Annotated in this window: 15 protein-coding genes and 1 pseudogene; 4 read left to right on the forward strand and 12 right to left on the reverse strand. The window is 62.1% G+C overall.

Annotated features, from left to right (window positions below; translation table 11 throughout):
• Window positions 1–5: 5 nt before the first annotated feature.
• The 4 genes and pseudogenes from U5A57_RS21530 to U5A57_RS21545 all read left to right on the forward strand — a co-directional run.
• Window positions 6–1,205, forward strand: a complete 1,200-nt coding sequence (locus U5A57_RS21530; RefSeq protein ID WP_321913694.1) for a glycosyltransferase family 4 protein — start codon at window positions 6–8, stop codon at window positions 1,203–1,205.
• On the forward strand, window positions 1,159–2,676 hold the full coding sequence (gene murJ / locus U5A57_RS21535) for a murein biosynthesis integral membrane protein MurJ (protein WP_321913695.1): 1,518 nt from the start codon (window positions 1,159–1,161) through the stop codon (window positions 2,674–2,676). Before U5A57_RS21530 ends, murJ begins: the two co-directional genes overlap by 47 nt.
• Complete coding sequence (locus U5A57_RS41705; RefSeq protein WP_415774651.1) at window positions 2,673–3,842, forward strand: glycosyltransferase; 1,170 nt, start codon at window positions 2,673–2,675, stop codon at window positions 3,840–3,842. The genes murJ and U5A57_RS41705 overlap by 4 nt, the downstream gene beginning before the upstream one ends.
• 5 nt (window positions 3,843–3,847) lie before the next feature.
• A pseudogene (locus U5A57_RS21545) lies at window positions 3,848–4,930 on the forward strand (glycosyltransferase family 4 protein); the annotation flags it as partial.
• 104 nt (window positions 4,931–5,034) lie between these two features.
• Here the strand turns inward: U5A57_RS21545 and U5A57_RS21550 are convergent.
• The 12 genes from U5A57_RS21550 to U5A57_RS21605 form a co-directional block, all read right to left on the reverse strand.
• On the reverse strand, window positions 5,035–5,343 hold the full coding sequence (locus U5A57_RS21550; protein WP_321913696.1) for a hypothetical protein: 309 nt from the start codon (window positions 5,341–5,343) through the stop codon (window positions 5,035–5,037).
• Window positions 5,344–5,610: 267 nt separating this feature from the next.
• On the reverse strand, window positions 5,611–6,981 hold the full coding sequence (locus tag U5A57_RS21555; protein WP_321913697.1) for a UDP-glucose/GDP-mannose dehydrogenase family protein: 1,371 nt from the start codon (window positions 6,979–6,981) through the stop codon (window positions 5,611–5,613).
• Window positions 6,982–8,028: 1,047 nt separating this feature from the next.
• Entirely contained in the window at window positions 8,029–8,928 is a 900-nt protein-coding gene (locus U5A57_RS21560) for a SprT family zinc-dependent metalloprotease (protein WP_321913698.1), read from the reverse strand.
• Between the two features lie 178 nt (window positions 8,929–9,106).
• On the reverse strand, window positions 9,107–9,868 hold the full coding sequence (locus U5A57_RS21565) for a lysophospholipid acyltransferase family protein (protein WP_321913699.1): 762 nt from the start codon (window positions 9,866–9,868) through the stop codon (window positions 9,107–9,109).
• 41 nt (window positions 9,869–9,909) lie between these two features.
• Complete coding sequence (gene gmhB / locus U5A57_RS21570) at window positions 9,910–10,473, reverse strand: D-glycero-beta-D-manno-heptose 1,7-bisphosphate 7-phosphatase (RefSeq protein WP_321913700.1); 564 nt, start codon at window positions 10,471–10,473, stop codon at window positions 9,910–9,912.
• A gap of 30 nt (window positions 10,474–10,503) precedes the next feature.
• Complete coding sequence (gene glyS, locus U5A57_RS21575) at window positions 10,504–12,603, reverse strand: glycine--tRNA ligase subunit beta (protein WP_321913701.1); 2,100 nt, start codon at window positions 12,601–12,603, stop codon at window positions 10,504–10,506.
• Between the two features lie 16 nt (window positions 12,604–12,619).
• Window positions 12,620–13,627, reverse strand: coding sequence for a glycine--tRNA ligase subunit alpha (gene glyQ, locus U5A57_RS21580; RefSeq protein WP_321913702.1), 1,008 nt, complete (start codon window positions 13,625–13,627; stop codon window positions 12,620–12,622).
• Window positions 13,628–13,877: 250 nt separating this feature from the next.
• The gene (gene lnt / locus U5A57_RS21585) at window positions 13,878–15,575 is read right to left on the reverse strand and encodes an apolipoprotein N-acyltransferase (protein ID WP_321913703.1); all 1,698 of its coding nucleotides are present in this window, start codon (window positions 15,573–15,575) and stop codon (window positions 13,878–13,880) included.
• A 197-nt stretch (window positions 15,576–15,772) separates the two neighbouring features.
• Window positions 15,773–16,666: an HlyC/CorC family transporter gene (locus tag U5A57_RS21590; RefSeq protein ID WP_321913704.1), complete on the reverse strand. Its 894-nt coding sequence runs from the start codon at window positions 16,664–16,666 to the stop codon at window positions 15,773–15,775.
• Window positions 16,667–16,857: 191 nt separating this feature from the next.
• Window positions 16,858–17,547: a gamma-glutamylcyclotransferase gene (locus U5A57_RS21595; RefSeq protein ID WP_321913705.1), complete on the reverse strand. Its 690-nt coding sequence runs from the start codon at window positions 17,545–17,547 to the stop codon at window positions 16,858–16,860.
• A gap of 9 nt (window positions 17,548–17,556) precedes the next feature.
• Complete coding sequence (gene ybeY, locus U5A57_RS21600; RefSeq protein ID WP_321913706.1) at window positions 17,557–18,018, reverse strand: rRNA maturation RNase YbeY; 462 nt, start codon at window positions 18,016–18,018, stop codon at window positions 17,557–17,559.
• Window positions 18,019–18,053: 35 nt separating this feature from the next.
• Entirely contained in the window at window positions 18,054–19,184 is a 1,131-nt protein-coding gene (locus U5A57_RS21605) for a PhoH family protein (protein ID WP_321913707.1), read from the reverse strand.
• Between the last annotated feature and the right edge of the window lie 6 nt (window positions 19,185–19,190).

Here is a 19,190-nt window from a genome sequence, read left to right on the forward strand (position 1 = left end):
GCGAAATGCACATTGCGATCTTTACCCGCGTTTTACCGCATCACAGTATTGGTGGAATGCAAACCGTCGCTTGGGATCTGGCGAGAGCGTTTTCGCGTGGCAACAGGGTGACCTTGGTGACTACCGAGATCCCTGGGCGGCCGTGTGAGTTCGAGGATGAGCGCGTACACATCGTTACGATTCCGGGAGCTGCATGGAAACGTTATGACGCGACGTGGTGGCGCGGCGCTCGAGGCGTTTTCGAGCGTATAGCGCCCTCGTGCAACGCCGTGCTCGGAGTGAGCGCCGCAGCGAATTCGCTGTTGTCGTTGCGTGGCCGCTATCCGGAGCTTGCATTTGTCATGCAGGCGCATGGTACCTCTCTGGGTGAAGTGCTTTCGAAGTGGCGTACGCGTTCACCGAAAAGCATCTTGAGCTCCGCGCGCAATATCTCGTGGATCGTGAAGGATCTGCGTGCGTATCGGCAATACGACGCGATCGTTGCCGTTGGGGAACGTGTCTCCAATGACATGCGTTCCGCGCTGATTCGTCGGTCGTTGCCGTCGGAGCGTGTGCACCTCATTCCCAATGGAATCGATACGGCGTTGTTCAAACGGGACTTGTCTGTCCGGAGCGCGATGCGCAAGACACTCGGTTGGAGCGATGCCGCGCCTGTGATCGTATCGGCCAGTCGTTTGCATAAGCAGAAGGGGATCGATCTAGGGTTGAACGCGTTCGCGGCATTGTCAAAGACGATGGACAACGCGCGTTATTTGATCGTGGGAGACGGTCCTGAGCGCAGCGAACTGGAGGCACACGCGAGCGCACTTGGGCTTAAAGAGAAAGTTCGCTTTGTCGGCAGCGTACAGCGTGATGTATTGCCGCGCTATCTGCAGACAGGGGACGTCCTGCTTTTTACGACGAGGCACGTCGAGGGATTGCCGCTTAACGTCCTTGAAGCATTGGCTGTGGGACTGTCATGCGTCGTCTCCCGGCATTTGTTCAGGGACGCGGATTTCGGTCGATGGCTGACACGCGTGCAAGCGCAAGACGAATCGGCGGTGGCCGATGGCTTGCGGTCGGCTCTCGAGGTGGGCACCGCTGCCTCTGGTGTGCTACCGCAGCACTACTCGCTCGATACGTGTGTCGATTCCTACCTCGCGCTTTTTGAACGGCTGAATGCACAACGCGCAATGCCGATATGGATGGGCGGCAGCCGTGTTTAAGTCGTTTCTCCATCTTTTCTTCGGCTCACTTGCGGGCAAGCTTGCCGGCGTGCTACGCGAGGTCTTGCTCGCCGGGCTCTTTGGCACGTCTGGCATGGTCGCCGCGCTGCGTGCCGCCCAGTCGGCGACGCTGGTGCCCGTCAATTTCTTTACTGCCGACACGCTATCGGCCGGATTCTTGCCGCTCTACGCGCGCTATCGCGACAGCGATGGCCGTCGTGCCGGATCGCTTTTTTGGTGGACGGCGGGCCTGCTCCTGGTGGCATCGGTTCTGACTGTCACGCTTTTGCTAGCTGCCGCGCCGTATTGGATACGTGCATTGGTGCCGGGTTTCAGCGCAAGCGAGCGTGCATTGACCGTCGAGTTCGTGCGGATCATGGGTCTCGGCGTGCCGTTTTACATTGCAGGAGGACTGTTCTCGTATCTCGAGATGGGGCACGGCGTGTACACGCTAGCATCGGCGCGGGCGACGCTGCAGAGCGCGGGCCTGATTGTGGGAACGCTCGTCGCCTATGTAATGCGTGTGCCGAGCCTGCTCGCATGGGGTTTCACCGTAGCCTACCTCGTGTACTCAGTTTGGGGGTTCGCGCGTATCGTTCGGCGCGGATGGGTGCCATTGCCATCCTTGTTGCGTAGTGAGGATATCCGTAGCGTTGCAGGCGAGTTCTGGCATGTGGTAAAGCCTCTCATGCTGATTCCCGTTCTTCTGCAGGGCAACACGGTCGCAGAACGGGCAGTCGCATCGTTACTCGGTGTCAGCACGTTTGCTGCTCTCGACTACGCGAAGTTCATTAGCGATACGGGGATCCTCCTCTTTGCTGTGCCACTCGGACTTGCAGGCCTGTCTGCTATCAGCAAGATGAGTGACGAAGAGGCGCGAGTATCGCTTGAAAGGCTCCTTCCACCGCTATTGCTCGCGTCCGTTCCTGTCTCTATGGCCCTGGCCGTCAATTGCCGTTGGGTCATCGCCATCGTGTATCAGCGCGGTCACTTCGATGCCGAGTCGACTCACCTCACGCAATTGATTCTATGGGGCTACGCGCTTGGGTTTTGGGCGCAAGTGGCCAGCTACGTGCTGATGAAGTCGCTCAGCGCTCGCCTGCTCAATACTGCGGTGTTTCGCATCATGGCGGCGGGATTGGTCGTGAACATGGTGATCAACTTCAGCTTCTATCGTGTTGTGGGGCCGGCGGTGCTTGGAATAGGTAGTTGTGCGAATGGTGTGGTGCTTTTCGCGCTCAGTACCCGAGCACTCGGATTGACAGGGACTGTCTTGAAGCGACTCGCCTGGTTGGCGTTGGGTTCGCTCGGGTATGCGTCGATCGAGATGATGCCGATCGCGCAAGGGTGGCTCGGCATGCTGGTGGCCGCGATCTGGTTCATGGCTTGGTGGGGGGCATTTATCGCGGTTGTGCCGACGTTGCGCACCGACGCCCGTTTCATGATAGAAAAATGGAGTACAGCTAGATGAGTGGTGAAGATATCGTCTTGATGTCCACAGCCGATTGGGATAATCCGTTCTGGACGAACAAGCAGCACGTTGCTGTTGAATTGGCCCGGCACGGGCACCGTGTGTTGTATATCGACTCGCTCGGACTGCGCAGGCCCAGCCTTTCAACGAGCGACGCGAATCGAATCTGGCGGCGTCTTGTCAGTGGCGTCAGGGCGCCGAGGCGCGTGATGGATAACGTCTGGGTTTGGTCTCCGATTCTGTTGCCGTTTCACGGGGTTGCATGGGTGCGCAAGCTAAACCGGTTGCTATTGGCCGGTGGCTTGAAGTTTTGGATGTCGATGTTGCGCATGCGCAAAAGCATTTTCTGGACCTACAGTCCGTTGACCACGGAAATAATGGGCGGGACGCGATGGCCATGTGTGGTCTATCACTGCGTCGATGAGATCAAGGCCATGCCTGGCATGCCGGCCGAGACTCTCGCACGCGCGGAGACAGAATTAGTCAAGCAGGCGAGTATTGTCTTCGTGACTTCGGTCACACTCGCGTCGTCGCGTCGTGCACTGAATCCGCACACGTATTACTTACCGAATGTCGCGGACTTCGATCACTTCTCCCTGGCACTGAAGAAATCGACCGCAATCCCAAAGGACCTCGAGTCTATCCCCGGGCCCCGCATAGGCTTTATTGGTGCGATTAGCGGCTACAAGGTCGATTTTGCCTTGCTCAAGGCAGTGGCGGAGGCGCACCCGGATTGGTCACTCGTTCTAATTGGCCAGGTCGGAGAGGGCGACCCTTGGACGGACGCGTCCGCGTTGAAGGGACTTGCGAACGTGCATCTTCTTGGACCGAGACCCTATGCAGAGTTGCCCGCCTATCTGAAAGGCGTTGATGTCGCGATTCTTCCTAATCAGCTTAACGAATATACGGCTGCCATGTTCCCGATGAAGTTCTTCGAGTATCTGGCGGCCGGGAAACCCGTTGTTAGCGTCGATCTACCGTCGCTTGCAAGCTATGCGCAATCAGTCTGTATCGCGAAAACGGTCGATGAGTTTATTGCGGGCATCGAGAGCGCACTTGCCGGTCGATGTGTTTCCCAGCAGGAACGTATCGAACTCGCGCGTCAGAACACGTACGCAGCGCGTACTGAGCGGATGCTTTCGCTCGTTTCGGAAGTACAGGCATGAGTCAACGAGTAGCGGTAGTTCATGATTGGCTGGTCACGTACGCCGGGGCAGAACGGGTACTCGAACAGATTCTTGCTCTGTATCCGGCAGCCGACCTTTTCTCCGTATGCGACTTTCTGCGCGACGATGAACGAGGCTTCCTTGGCGGACGCAAGGCACGCACGAGTTTCATTCAGCGGCTACCCTTCGCGCGCAAGCGCTATCGCGCCTATTTGCCACTGATGCCGTTGGCGATCGAGCAACTCGATCTAGCGGGCTATGACCTCGTGATTTCAAGTTCGCACGCCGTGGCGAAGGGCGTGCTAACGGGACCTAACCAACGGCATGTGAGTTATGTGCATTCGCCTATTCGCTACGCATGGGACCTCCAGCATCAGTACCTGCGCGAGGCCGCGTTGCTGCGGGGCGTGAAGTCTGCTGCTGCACGAGCCATGCTGCACTACATGCGTTTGTGGGATTTGCGCAGCGTACATGGCGTCGATCAGCTCATAGCGAACTCGGAATTCATCGCGCGCCGTATTCGGAAGGTTTATGGCAGGGAGGCAACCGTCGTGTATCCACCCGTTGACACCGAGCGATTTGCGCTTAATCAGACGAAGCAGGACTATTATGTGACTGCCTCCCGGCTGGTGCCATACAAGCGTGTGCCATTGATCGCCGAAGCGTTTCGGCGCTTGGGGCGCCGTTTGTTGGTGATCGGCGATGGGCCTGAGCGTGCAGCGCTGGAGCGGGCAGCGAACGGCGCGCGCAATATTGAACTGCTAGGAAGGCAGTCGGACGCCGAGGTAGTGAAACTGATGCAGGAGGCGCGTGCGTTTGTCTTCGCAGCGGAAGAGGATTTCGGAATAGTCATGGTCGAGGCGCAAGCGTGCGGCACCCCGGTCATTGCATATGGTGTCGGAGGCGCGGCGGAAATCGTTCGTGACGGGAAAACCGGAACGCTTTTCTCCAAGCAGACACCAGAGTCGATTATCGAGGCGGTTGCGCGCTTTGAGGCGGGTCCGGAAATGAGTCCGTACGCCTGTGCCGAAAATGCCAAGCGATTCTCGAATGAGATGTTCCGTTCGCGGATGAAGGCTGTGCTTGACGTACGCGAGCGATCTATCACGGTCGAGGCGGCATTCTGATAGTGCCGCCGATGTTCCCCCGGGTGCTCGTAGACGCGCCCGGCGGCACAATCACGCGCAAAGGATCACCAAGGCGACGGATAGACCTGGGCCGCTGGATCCGCCGTCGCAGCAATCCCAGATTGGCCGAAATCAGGCTGGGACGGCGCGTTACCCATTTCGCCATGAGGGCGCTTGCCGGGACTGAGCGTGCGTTTTGCGCGGGCTGAGAAAATTCGCGCTGCACCTGCGCCATTGGCAGTGGGAAACCGCGACGCTTCGCTCGGAGCCGTTTGCGCATCCATCGCACTGAAGGCAGCAATTTGGGGACGAGTACCCTCAAGTGCTTCGGTCATGGGTGCCCCATACAATACCTCCGGGTTGTCGGTGCTCAAGATGGCGTAACCTCGAGGTGCACCCAGCAACGCGTCGAAGGGTTGTGATGATTTGTCGCCGCCCCGATCCCCGCCATTCGTTCGATTGGAAGATGGGTCGCCTTGTGCCGAAGTGGGTGGCAGAGCGACTTGGGATTGCCTGCTTGCTTGCGCCCAGCTCGCGCCGTGCGACGCAAGCATGAGAAAAAGGCCGGACGCAAGGGCAGAGGCGTGTTTCGCCGTGCACCGCGATAGTCGAAGATGAGACGAGAGACTATTACGCATTGTTCACGCCGACACTTTCGCCAGATCCCGGCCAATTGTGAAGTACGTCCAGCCGTTGTTACGCATCGCCACCGGGTCGTACAGGTTCCTTCCATCAAAGATCACCGGATGCTTGAGCGACGATTTGATTTGCTCGAAATCCGGGCTGCGAAACGCCTTCCATTCGGTCACGATGATAAGTGCGTCTGCGCCTTGCAGCGCTGCGTCGCGTTCCTTCACGAATCGAACGCGTTCGAATCCGTCCGGACCGAGGTCTTCCGCGAGGCGTTTGCGTGCCTCGTCGAGTGCAACGGGGTCGTACGCGTTGATTGAGGCGCCGGATCGGATAAGTTCCGCTATCAGGACCCGGCTTGTCGCTGCGCGCATGTCGTCGGTATCGGGTTTGAATGCCAAGCCCCATACAGCAAAGCGCTTACCGGAAAGCTGCCCATCATAGTAGCGTTCGATCTTGTCGAACAGGACGGCTTTCTGACGGTTGTTGACCTGCTCGACCGCCGTGAGCACTTGCAGGTTCATGTGATATTCGCTTGCCGTACGGACCAGCGCCTGTACATCTTTCGGAAAACACGAGCCACCATATCCGCAACCGGCATAGAGGAAGCTGTATCCGATGCGCGGATCGGAACCTATTCCGCGCCGGACCTGCTCGATATCCACGCCCACGCGGTCCGCGAGATTCGCAAGTTCGTTCATGAACGAAATGCGCGTGGCCAGCATGGCATTGGCTGCGTATTTCGTGAACTCGGCGGCGCGCACGTCCATGTACAGCGTGCGCTGATGATTTCGGTTGAAGGGCGCGTAAAGCTGCTCCATGAGACTCTTTGCGCGCAGGCCTTGAACGTCGGGATCGTGACCGATAACGATCCGATCGGGGCGCATGAAGTCCTCAACTGCGGCGCCTTCCTTGAGGAACTCGGGATTGGAGACGACTGCGAACTGGATGTCGGCACCGCGGCGGGCAAGCTCTTCAGCGATCGTTTCGCGAACCCTGTCGGCGGTACCCACCGGGACAGTAGATTTGTCGACGACGACCGTGAAACGGCTCATGTGCCGGCCGATGTTGCGCGCGGCAGCGAGGACGTATTGGAGATCCGCGGATCCGTCTTCGTCGGGTGGGGTGCCAACGGCGATAAATTGTATGTCACCATGGGCGACAGCTTGTTCAATTTCAGTTGAAAACTGAAGGCGACCCGCTTCCCGATTTCTCGCGATGATTTCGCGAAGGCCGGGCTCGTAAATGGGGACCCCACCGTTGTTCAACAGGTCTATCTTGAATTTATCGACGTCGAGGCATAGCACGTGGTTGCCCAGTTCGGCGAGACACGCACCTGTGACTAGACCAACGTAACCGGTGCCAACGATAGTGATTTTCATAATTCCAAATGTGTTGAGTCAACTCCATCTGAAACTTGACGCTGTCGTGATGAGTGCGCCGAGAGTTCAGAAAGAATTTTGCAGCGTACCGTCTTCGAATTCGTTCGGGGTATCAGAGTTGTCCGAATTTTTGATCACTATTTGTGAGTGAACATATAAAAAATGTCATTAATTGAATTGATTGGATACATCGCAAGAAATGCTGAGAATTATTAATATTTTAATTTTATGCCGTCGTAAATTCAGCGCTCGTCCTCGAGTTTGCAACCTGAGGTAAATGTTTTGATTGATGGGCTGCGTACGGCCCAACCATCGTCGACAAGTTCTCGTTGCGGCAACAGCGGCGGCATGAAAGGGGGACGTCAACGATATGTTTCTTGATGGATCCCATGACACGATTGTCATTGAGAACTACCGGGAACTAATTCACTCGATTACAGCATATGCTTCTCTCGCCGTGATGGGTGCATTCCCCGTTGACGAGAAGGTTACAAAGGCCCGCCCCGGTTGGAATTCACGTATTAATACTATTGGCGATCGAATTTTCGAATTCTGTCGCGCTGCTCCGAAGTGCACAGTAGTGGACCTTCGTTTGCCGACGGGAATCTGCGCACTGAATATCACAGGCTTGGCGATGGGATTCACCCGAATGCGCAAGCCTTCGATGAAGTAATCATCCCTGCTCTGAAACGCGCCTTTGCGTCGAGTCAATAGGTGCCGCCGGCACATCGGCGCTTAGATTCAAGGTCGCTATCCAACCTGAACAACGGCGGAGGTCCTATGTATCGGCCAGGGTGTTTTAAGGCCAACGTGTTATTGCGACAATAACCAAACCAGCCCCTGGTCGCGTGAATATTGGAACGTCCAACTTAGCTTAACCCCGCAGATGGCGTTTGAGCGGAGGGATTGAATCCTACGTTCGCTGCGAGGACACCCAAAGTTGAAACAGAGATAAGTGCGCCGAATGGTCTGGTCGGCGGCGATTTATCGGGCTGCGTGGGCGACAAGCGAGGCCTACCGGTCGAGGCCAACAACGTTCATTCCCCGTCACACCTCCGGCATCATCTCCGGAGGATGCTGCTTCAACTGCTTCCTGGCCTCCCGAAACTCCGGAAAAATCGACTCCACCGTCTGCCAGAACCTGGGACTATGATTCATCTCGCGCAAATGCGCGAGCTCATGTGCGACCACATAGTCCACCACCGAAAGCGGAAAATGAATCAACCGCCAGTTCAAGCGAATCCTGCCTTCGCTTGAACAGCTTCCCCACCGCGTAGCCGCGGAAGAAAGCGCATAAGACCGAAACGTAACCCCAAGCCTCTCCGCATAAACCTCAAGTCGCTCACCAAAAACCCGTGTCGCTTCACCCTGAAGCCACCCAGTCACGCGATCCTTGATCTGCTGCGCTTCAGCATGCGGCGGCAACGGCAACGCAAGAACACGGCTCGCTTCATCAAACGCGAGCACAGAAGCCCCAAGCCTCACCGTAATCGGCTTGCCAAGAAACGGCAGTTCAGCCCCATCGCGCCATTCCACACGCGGCAGCGCGCGCTGCTCGGTGCGCGTTTGCCACTCCGCGAGCTTCGCAAAAATCCACCGCTGCTTCTCAGCGATAGCGGTCTCAATATCGGCAATCGTGACCCATCTGGGCGCAGTGATGCTAAGCCCCGTCCCATCGATCACGAACCCAATCGATTTACGCGAAGAGCGCTTGAGCCGGTAATGCAGCGTGCGCGCGCCAAGGGCGACAGTACGCAGGCGCGTGCCATCGGGCGCGAGCGGCGCCTTGCCGGGCTTTTCAGGCGATAGCAAAGGAGCGGGCTGCGGTGTGTGTAAGGGAGAGGACGCATCAGGCGCCACAACAGGCGCCGGTTCAGCAAAGAGCGGCAAGTCGAGCTGCCGGTTGTCGAGTGCCGCGTTTGGGCGCGGCGTGGGGGACTTCTGCATCGTCAGGCCTGGTGCGGATGGGCGTGCGCGGCGTGGGCGTTTGCCGCTTTTCGCGGGGCGCTTGCGTAGGGCTTCCGGCGCAGTGTTGTGCGGCGCGCTCAGCCGTGCGGCGAGCAGCGCCAACACTCGCGCGCCAACCCTCCGTGCAACGCGAGCCAGCGCTTCAAGCGCTGACGCCTCAAATCCCCGCTGCTTTCGCCGCTGCGCCATCCGTTTCGCGATACGCCTCAGGATCGATGCGTCGCATTTCCGCTTCGATCCACTGTTCCACGCGCGTGTTCACTTCGTCGGGCGTGAGTCCGGTCGTCTCGATCGGCTTGCCGATCGACACCGTGACTATACCCGGATATTTAATGAACGAGTTTCGCGGCCAGACGTGGCCCGCGTTGTGCGCGATCGGCACCACGGGCGCGCCCGTTTCAATGGCAAAGCGAGGGCCGCCGGTCTTGTACTTGCCCTGCTTGCCCACCGGTATGCGCGTGCCTTCAGGGAACATGATCACCCAGGCGCCTTCGGCCATGCGCTGCTTGCCCTGGCGTATCACCGAGGTGAAGGCGTTCTTGCCTTCCTTGCGGTTGATGTGAACCATCTTCAGCATGCCGAGCGCCCAGCCGAAGAACGGCACGAACAGCAGCTCGCGCTTGAACACATAGCACAGCGGTCGCGGCATGAGCGCAGGGAACGCCAGCGTTTCCCATGCGGACTGGTGCTTCGAGAGCAGCACGGCCGGCCCGTTGGGCAGGTTCTCCATGCCTTCGATACGGTAGCGAATGCCATTGAGGTGGCGCGCGACGAACAGCGTGGAGCGGCACCAGCCCACGGCCATCCAGTAGCGTCGCGTTGCGTTCAGGAACGGGAACGCGATAAAGCACGCCGTTGCGTACGGCATCGTGTAGACGATGAAGTAGATGAACAGCAGCAGGGAGCGGAGAAAGCGCATCGGTCGAGCCGGGTTAATGTACGCGGGAACTGTCTGCGCCTTCACGCAGTGGCGTTCGCGAGAAAATCGAGCGCGAAAGCGCGCAGGTCGTCGTGGATCATCGTGCCTTCAGGCAAGCCGCCGGCGGCGAGCGTTTTCTCGCCTTTGCCCGAGCGCACGAGGTGGGTCCGAAAGCCGAGCGCCGCGCCCGCTTGCAGGTCGCGCAGCGAGTCGCCCACCACCGGAGTATCGGCGGGCTCGATCTCGAAGCGCTCTGCGATCATCTTGAGCATGCCCGGCAGCGGCTTGCGGCACTCGCAATGGTCCTGGGCCGTGTGCGGGCAGAAGAACACGGCGTCGATGCGCCCGCCCACGGCCGCGGCCTGGCGGTGCATCTTCGCGTGCATGGCGTTGAGCGCGGCCATGTCGAACAGTCCGCGCCCAATGCCCGACTGGTTCGACGCCACCGCGACGCGATAGCCCGCCTGGTTCAGGCGCGCGATCGCTTCGAGGCTGCCGGGAATCGCGATCCATTCGTCCGGCGACTTGATGAACGCGTCGGAGTCGACGTTGATCACGCCGTCGCGGTCGAGGATCACGAGTTTTCTGGTGGTGCTGTTCGGCATGGCGTCTTGCTCAGTTCCGCTTTTTTCCGCTTATGCAGCGAGTCGCGAGATGTCCGCGACGCTGTTCATCTGGCGATGCAGCGCCTTGAGCAGCGCGAGGCGGTTCGCACGCAGCGCCGGGTCTTCGGCGTTGACCATCACGTCGTTGAAGAACGTGTCCACGGTTTCGCGCAGCGCCGCGAGCGCGGTGAGTGCGCCCGTGTATTCGCGTGCGGCGAGTTGCGTTTCCACGCGCGGCGCGACCTGTTCGAGCTGCGCGTAGAGCGCCTTTTCGGCGGCTTCGACGAAAAGGGCGACTTGCACGCCGGCGTCTTCCGCACCCTCGGACTTCTTGAGGATGTTGGAGATGCGCTTGTTGGCCGCCGCGAGCGAGGCCGCTTCCGCGAGCGCTGCGAATTCGCGCACCGCGTCCAGACGCGAGACGATGTCGTCAAAGCGCGTGGGGTTCAGTGCGAGCACGGCGTCCACTTCGGTCGCCGCAAAGCCGCGTTCGCGCAGCATGCCGCGCAGGCGGTCCATGCAGAACTCGTAGATGGCCTGGGTCGATTCCGTCACCGCCTCGATGCCGGCGAATTGCGCGTACGTGGCGCGCAACAGCTCAACCAGGTCGAGCGGCAGTTGCTTCTCGACGAGAATGCGCAGCACGCCCAGCGCGTGGCGGCGCAGCGCGAACGGGTCTTTCTCTCCCGTGGGCGCGAGGCCAATGCCCCAGATGCCGACGAGCGTTTCCAGCTTGTCCGCGAGCGCGACGATCGTGCCCGTGGTGGTAGCGGGCAGGGCGTCGCCCGAGAAGCGCGGCTGGTAGTGCTCGGAGCACGCAATCGCCACTTCTTCGGGTTCGCCGTCGTGGCGCGCGTAGTAGGTGCCCATCGTGCCTTGCAGCTCGGGGAACTCGCCCACCATGTCGGTCAGCAGGTCGGCTTTCGCGAGTCGCGCGCCGCGTTCCGCGAGCGCGATATTGGCGCTGCACATCAAGGCGATCTGGCCGGCGATCGCTTCGAGGCGCTCCACGCGCTGCAGCGTCGAGCCGAGCTTGTTGTGATACACCACGTTCGCGAGCAGCGGCACACGGTCGGCCAGCGGCTTCTTCTTGTCCTGCTCGAAGAAGAACTTCGCGTCGGCCAGACGCGGGCGCACTACGCGTTCGTTGCCTTCGACGATCTCGTCGGGCGTTTGTGTTGCGATATTCGAGACGATCAGGAAGCGCGAGCGCAGGCGGCCCTGGTCGTCGGTGAGCGCGAAGTACTTCTGGTTCGTCTGCATCGTGAGGATCAGGCATTCCTGCGGCACTTGCAGGAACTCGTCCTCGAACTTGCATGCGTACACAACCGGCCATTCGACGAGCGAATTCACTTCGTCGAGCAGCGACTCGGGCATCACGACCTTGTCGCTGCCGGCCTGTTCGATGAGTTGCGCGCGAATCGACTCGCGGCGGTCGGCGTAGCTCGCGATCACGAAGCCCTTGTGCTGGAGCGTGTGCGCGTACTCGTCGGCGTGCTGAATGGCGATCAGGCCTTCGGAGAGGAAGCGGTGGCCGCGCGTGGTGTCGTCGGCGTCGACGCCGAATGCCGTGACCGGCACGATCTGGTCGCCGTGCAGCACCGTGAGGCGGTGCACGGGGCGCACGAACTGCACGTTGCTGCCGTCCGGGCGCTGGTAGGTCATGACCTTCGGGATCGGCAGCTTGCCGAGCGCTTCGTCGAGCACGGCTTGCAGGCCGTCGGCGAGCGTGGCGCCAGGCGCGGAGTAGCGCAGGAAGAACGCTTCGTTCTTGCCGTCGCTTGCGCGTTCAAGGTCGCTAACCGGGAAATCGGGGAAGCCGAGCGCCGCGAGCTTCTTCGCGAGCGGCGCGGTGGGCTGGCCGCTCGCGTCGAGCGCGACCGAAACGGGCAGCACTTTTTCGCGCACCTGCTTTTCGGGCGCGACGCTGCGCACGTTCTTGATCGTGACCGCGAGGCGGCGCGGCGTGGCGTAACGTTCGAACGAGAGATCGCCTTCGATCAGGTCGCGCGCAGCGAGGCGCTGCGCGATGCCTTCGGCGAACGCGTCGCCCAGGCGCGCGAGGGCCTTGGGCGGCAGCTCCTCGGTCAGCAGTTCGACGAGGAGAGTGGCGTGATGAGCTTGCGTCATTGTTCTGGAGATCCGGTCATGCCTCGTCGAACTTGCGTTCGACCTTCAGCGGCGGCGCCCAGGCGGGCATCGCGGCGTCCTGTTCGTCGGTGGTGAGGCCAGGCACGCCGTGCACGGGGTTGCCGAGCATCGGGAAGCCGAGCTTCTCGCGCGACTCGTAGTACGACTGCGCCACGCTGCGCGACAGCGCGCGAATGCGGCCGATGTACGCTGCACGCTCCGTCACGGAGATCGCGCCGCGCGCGTCGAGCAGGTTGAACGTGTGGCCGGCCTTGAGCACGAGTTCGTAGGCGGGCAGCGCGAGCTGCAGATCGATCATGCGCTTCGCTTCGCTTTCGTACGCGTTGAAGAACGTGAACAGCAGGTCGACGTTCGCGTGTTCGAAGTTGTAGGTCGATTGCTCGACTTCGTTCTGGTGATAGACGTCGCCATACGTGAGGCGGCGCAGTTCCGGGCCGTTCGGGCCTTGCTCTTCCCACTCGGTCCAGACGAGGTCGTAGACGTTCTCGACCTTCTGCAGATACATGGCGAGACGCTCGAGACCGTAGGTGATTTCGCCGAGCACCGGCTTGCAGTCGATGCCGCCCACCTGCTGGAAGTAGGTGAACTGCGTGACTTCCATGCCGTTGAGCCACACTTCCCAGCCAAGGCCCCAGGCGCCGAGCGTGGGGTTCTCCCAGTCGTCTTCGACGAAGCGCACGTCGTTCTGCTTCAGGTCGAAGCCGAGCGCCTCGAGCGAGCCGAGGTACAGGTCGAGAATGTTCTCCGGCGCGGGCTTGAGCACCACCTGGTACTGGTAGTAGTGCTGCAGGCGGTTCGGGTTCTCGCCGTAGCGGCCGTCCTTCGGGCGGCGCGAGGGCTGCACGTAGGCCGCGCGCCACGGCTCGGGGCCGATTGCGCGCAGGAAGGTGTGGACGTGCGAGGTGCCGGCGCCGACTTCCATGTCGATCGGCTGGAGCAGTGCGCAGCCCTGCTTGTCCCAGTAAGACTGGAGCGTCAGGATGATTTGCTGAAACGTGAGCATGTGTGCCTGCAGTGTCTTTCGGGCTTTCGGGAGCGGAATGCAGCGGGCCCGCCTTAAGCGAGCGCGCCGGCGGGGCGGCGATTCTCCGCCTTGCCCCTTCCCCTTGCGTGGCCCGGGCCGGAGGCGGCCAGGTGCTAAAACGTTGAATTTTACCGGATTGCCGGAGCCTTGAGACCTGGACGGGGTTCCGGCGGCCGGCAGCGGTGTGGTTGCGTCGTTGGCGCGATGTTGCGTGTGCCTTGCGCGCGCCTTATTTTTCGTCCGCCGGCTTGCGCGTCTTCGCGCCCTTGAAGGCCGGTCCGAACGCGAAGCCGAGCGCGAGCAGCAGCAGCGAAATGGCGATCACGGTGTTGTTGCCGCTCGTCACGTAGGGCGTGAAGCCGCTCGTGCCTTCCACCTTCACGTCGAGCGAGCCCGCCGTGAACGTTGGCAGACGCGCGATCACGCGGCCTTTCGCGTCGATGGCGGCGGTCGCGCCCGTGTTGGTCGCGCGCAGCATCGGCCGGCCGGTTTCGAGCGAGCGCATGCGTGCGATCTGCAGATGCTGGTCGAGCGCGATGGTGTCGCCGAACCACGCGAGGTTCGTCGAGTTGATGAGGATGCCCGGCGAGGTGGGGCTCTCGCGCACAATGCGCGCGATTTCCTCGCCGAAGATGTCCTCGTAGCAAATGTTCACGGCCACGAGTTCACCGTGCACGCGGAATGGCGGCTGCACGGGCGCCCCGCGCGCGAAGTCGCCGAGCGGGATGTTCATGAGATTGACGAACCAGCGAAAGCCCCAGGGCACGAACTCGCCGAAGGGCACGAGGTGATGCTTGTCGTAGCGATACAGGCCGTTCTGGCCCGGGGTGATGCCGAACAGGCTATTGGTGTAGTCGGTCACGCGTCCGTCGGGCGTGATCGTGCCGCCCACTGCGCCGAACAGGATGGCCGTGTTCGTGCCGTCGGCGAAGGCGCGGATATCGCGGCCGAACTTCTGGGGAATCTCCTGCACCAGCACCGGCACGGCGGTTTCGGGCGTGACGACGAGATCGGCGGGCTTTTCGGTGATGAGCTTCTGGAACTCGTTGAGCGCGTCGGTAAAGCCGGCCTCGGAGAACTTCATGTCCTGCTTGACGTTGCCTTGCAAGAGACGCACGTTGAGCGGTGTGCCGGACGGTTGCGTCCACGAGACGAGCGAGAGCAGCAGGCCGGCTGCGATCACGGCCGCAGCGAGCAGCGCCGGCGTCGCGACTGCGCTGCGCGAGGGCGCTGCGGGCTGGCGATTCACGTCGCGCACGCGCAAGACCGCCTGAGCGATGAGCGCCGCGACGAGCGCGAGCACCCAGCCCACGCCATACACGCCGACGATCGGCGCGAAACCGGCGAGCGGGCCGTCCACCTGCGCGTAGCCGCTCGAAAGCCAGGGAAAGCCGGTGAACACGTAGCCGCGCGCCCACTCGCCGAGCGCCCACGCGCTTGCGAACGCGAAAGCGCCGTGCCACGTCGGCGAAAACGGCAACTCGCCGCTGCGACCATTTTTCGCATGTCCGGCGCAGAACGACCAGATGAGCGCGGCGAGCGCCGGATACACACCGAGATAGAGCGAGAACAGCACGAGCGCCGCGCCCGCGAGCACGGCGGGCATGCCGCCGTAGAAGTGCATGCTCACGTAGAGCCACCACACGCCGCTCACGAAGTTGCCGAAGCCGAATGCCCAGCCGGTGAAGAGCGCGCTCTTCCAGCCGGTCGTGCGCGTGAGCCAGCAGTAGAACAGCGCGAAGATCGCAATGGCGAGCCAGCCGCCGTGCGGCGTGGGCGCGAACGACAGCGTGTTGAGTGCGCCCAGCGCGGCGGCCGCGAGATAGTGCCAGAAGGGCAGCGCGCGGCGCGCGGCGCCGTTGGTGGCGCTGGTGGTTTCCGTCGCGCGCGTCTCGGTGCGCGTGCGGGTATCGATCGGTTCGGCCATGCGGTGCTGTGGAATGCGATGAAATGCGCGATGAAAGGCGCGAGCGCGGATTGCGCGACGAGCGCAACGATAGCACTTTCGTGCGTCGTTCCCGGGAAGCTCTGCTGGGGACGGATCGGGACATCCGCGCGCTCGAAGCAAAAACGCCAGCCCAAAGGCTGGCGTCATCGGCGCATACGAGGCGCGCTCGCGCGAGCTCAGGTGCCCGGCGGCTGCAGCGCGGCTTCGCGCTGTCCTGCCATCGGGTCGCGGCGCACGAGCAGCATGTGGACCTGGCGCGCGTCGGCGCGCAGCACCTCGAAGATCAGGTCGTCGATGCGGACCTTCTCCCCGCGATGCGGCACGTGCCCAAAGTGGTTCGTGACGAACCCGCCGATCGTATCGACTTCCTCGTCCGAATAATGGGTGCCGAACGCCTCGTTGAACTGTTCGATTTCGGTGAGCGCGCGCACGCGGAAGCGCCCGTCGGGCGAGGCGATGATGTTGCCGCTTTCCTCGTCGAAGTCGTACTCGTCTTCGATGTCGCCGACGATCTGCTCCAGCACGTCCTCGATCGTGATGAGACCGGCCACGCCGCCGTATTCGTCCACGACGATGGCGATGTGGTTGCGGTTCTGGCGAAAGTCGTGCAGCAGCACATTCAGGCGCTTGGACTCGGGAATAAACACGGCCGGGCGCAGCATGCCGCGCACGTCGAACTCTTCTTCGGCGTAGTAGCGCAGCAGATCTTTCGCGAGCAGCACGCCGATCACGTTGTCGCGATTGCCGTCGTACACGGGGTAGCGCGAGTGCGCTTTCTCGAGCACGAACGGAATGAATTCGTCAGGACTGTCGGCGATGTTGATCGCGTCCATCTGGGCGCGCGGGATCATGATGTCGCGCGCGCAAAGCTCGGACACCTGGAACACGCCTTCGATCATCGAAAGCGAATCGGCGTCGATCAGGTTGCGCGCGTGCGCGTCCTGGAGGATTTCGAGAAGCTCGGCGCGCGAGTCGGGCTCGGGCGAGATGAAGTCGGTCAGCCGCTCGAGTAGGGAGCGCTTTTCCTGCGGTTTGTCGGTCTGGCGTCGACTGGGATAGGAGTCGTTCATGGTGGTGCGCCCTTTGCCGCTTGAGGGCAGGGCGCGCTGTTGCGGAGGGTTAAGGATACAACATGCCTGTGGCGCGACCGTGTAATGGCACACACGCGGCACACGTTCGGTACACACCGGCAGATCAATCCTAACGCAGATGCGGTGCGGCCGCCCGCTGAAACAAAAAGACCCGAGCCGTGACGCGAGGCTTACGCGCAGCGCGCGAGCAGCCGCTCCAGCGCGCGGTCGCGCATGCCGCTCTCGCGCAGCGCGTCCACGGTGCGGCGCACGTAATCGAGCGTCGTGCCATAGCGGCCCGACGCGCAGCCGAACACGGTGCGGACCGTCGCTTCGGAAAGCTTGCCGGTGTAGGACGCCACATCGCGCCGCATGACGAAGGCGAGCGCGTCGACGCGGCGGCCGTCGGCGAGCACGCAGGGCAGCCAGGCCGGGCGGTACGAGCCCATCGGCATTTCGCGGCGCCAGAGCGCTTCGAGGTGCGGCATCACGCCTTCGGCGGCGAGACGGAACGCGACGCCCGCGCACGAGCCGCCGCGGTCGAGTGCGAGCACGAGGCCCGGTTGCTCGGGCGTGCCGCGGTTCACGCGCGACCACAGGTAAAGCCCGCGATGGTAGCCGTGCACGCGCGAACGCACGTTCTCGACGGTGGGCAGGCCTGGGTTCCAGATCAGCGAGCCATAGCCGAAGAGCCAGATGTCGCTTGCGCCGTCCCAGCCTTTCGACTTCAGTGTGCAGTCGAGCGAGGTGCGCAGCTCGTCTTCGCTCAAAAGTCGCGACTCGCCAAGCGTCGGCGGGTAGCCGGGGCAGGGCACACTCGCATCGCCCGCCTCGGGCAGGGCTGAGGGTTCGGCGAATTCGGGCGTGCGCTTGTCGTTCATGGCGGGGACTTACTTGTACGGATCAGGAAAGCCTAGCGAACTGAGCACCTCGGTCTCGATGCCTTCCATCTCTTCGGCTTCGGCCTCGTCTTCGTGATCGTAGCCCTGCGCGTGCAGCGCGCCGTGCACGAGCAGGTGCGCGTAGTGCGCGGCGAGCGGCTTGCCCTGCTCGGCGGCTTCCTTCTCCACCACGGGGCAGCACAGGATCAGATCGCCCGTGACCGGATCGTCTTCGCTCTCCGCATACGCGAAGGTGAGCACGTTGGTCGCGTAGTCCTTGCCGCGATACGTGCGGTTGAGCGTGCGCCCTTCTTCGGCGTCGACGAAGCGCACGGCCAGCTCCGCGTCCGCGAAGAGCGCGGCCTTGAGCCACGCCGCCACGGTGGCGCGCGGCAGCGCGGCCTTGTGCTCGGGGAACGCCTTCGCGGCGGGGAACTGTACGGTCAGTTTGAGTTTCGGTGCGCGGGGCATGGGGCTAAAGCAGTGATACGACGCAGGCGGCGGCGTTAGCGCGCGTCGCCCACGCCTTCGTCCTTTTTCGAATGCGCGTCATAAGCCTCGACGATACGCGCGACGAGCGGGTGGCGCACGACGTCCGCACTCGTGAAGTGCGTGACGGCGATGCCGCGCACGTCCTTGAGCACATGCTGGGCTTCGATCAGGCCGCTCTTGTGGCCGCGCGGCAAGTCGATCTGCGTGGTGTCGCCGGTCACGACCGCCTTCGAGCCGAAGCCGATACGCGTGAGGAACATCTTCATCTGCTCGGGCGTGGTGTTCTGCGCCTCGTCGAGAATGATGAACGCGTGATTGAGCGTGCGTCCGCGCATGTAAGCGAGCGGCGCGATTTCGATCATCTGGCGCTCGAACATTTTCGCGGTCTTGTCGAAGCCGAGCAGATCGTAAAGCGCGTCGTACAACGGGCGCAGATACGGATCGACCTTCTGCGAGAGATCGCCCGGAAGGAAGCCGAGACGCTCGCCCGCTTCCACGGCCGGACGCGTGAGCACGATGCGCTTGACCTGATCGCGCTCCAGCGCGTCCACGGCGCAGGCCACGGCGAGATAGGTCTTGCCGGTGCCCGCGGGCCCGATGCCGAACGTCACGTCGTGCGAGATGATCTGCTTGAGGTACTCGCGCTGCGCGGGCGTGCGGCCACGCAGGTCGGCGCGGCGCGTGTAGAGCTTCGGGCCCAGTTCTTCGACATCGACGCCTTCGCGCGCGGGCTCGTCGAACGGATGATCCGGGTCGCCGCGAAAACGCGGGTCGATCTCGGTGGCGTCATTGTTGCCGTTGCCACCACCAGCATTGCCGCGCACGCCGCCGTTGCCATTGCCGCGCGGATCGTTGGCCGAGTTGCCGCCGAAGCTCGCCGGGTGTCGTGCTTCGACGAGCGCGAGCTGAATGTCGTCGACGGAAAGCGGATCGCGCGCCCGGTTGTAGAAGTTTTCGAGCGCCGTGAGCGCCAGCCTGGCGCCGCGCCCGCGAATGCTGATGCGATGGCCGCGCCGTGCGAGCGTCACGTCGAGCGCTTGCTCGATCTGCCGCAGGTTTTCGTCGAGCGGGCCGCAGAGGTTGGCAAGCCGCGCGTTGTCGTCGCGCGGCGCGGTGAATTCCAGATGCTGCTGATTGGGCTTCAAGGTGTC

Origin of the sequence: Paraburkholderia sp. J11-2 (assembly GCF_905220185.1) — a bacterium.
In the GTDB taxonomy this organism is placed as follows: domain Bacteria; phylum Pseudomonadota; class Gammaproteobacteria; order Burkholderiales; family Burkholderiaceae; genus Paraburkholderia.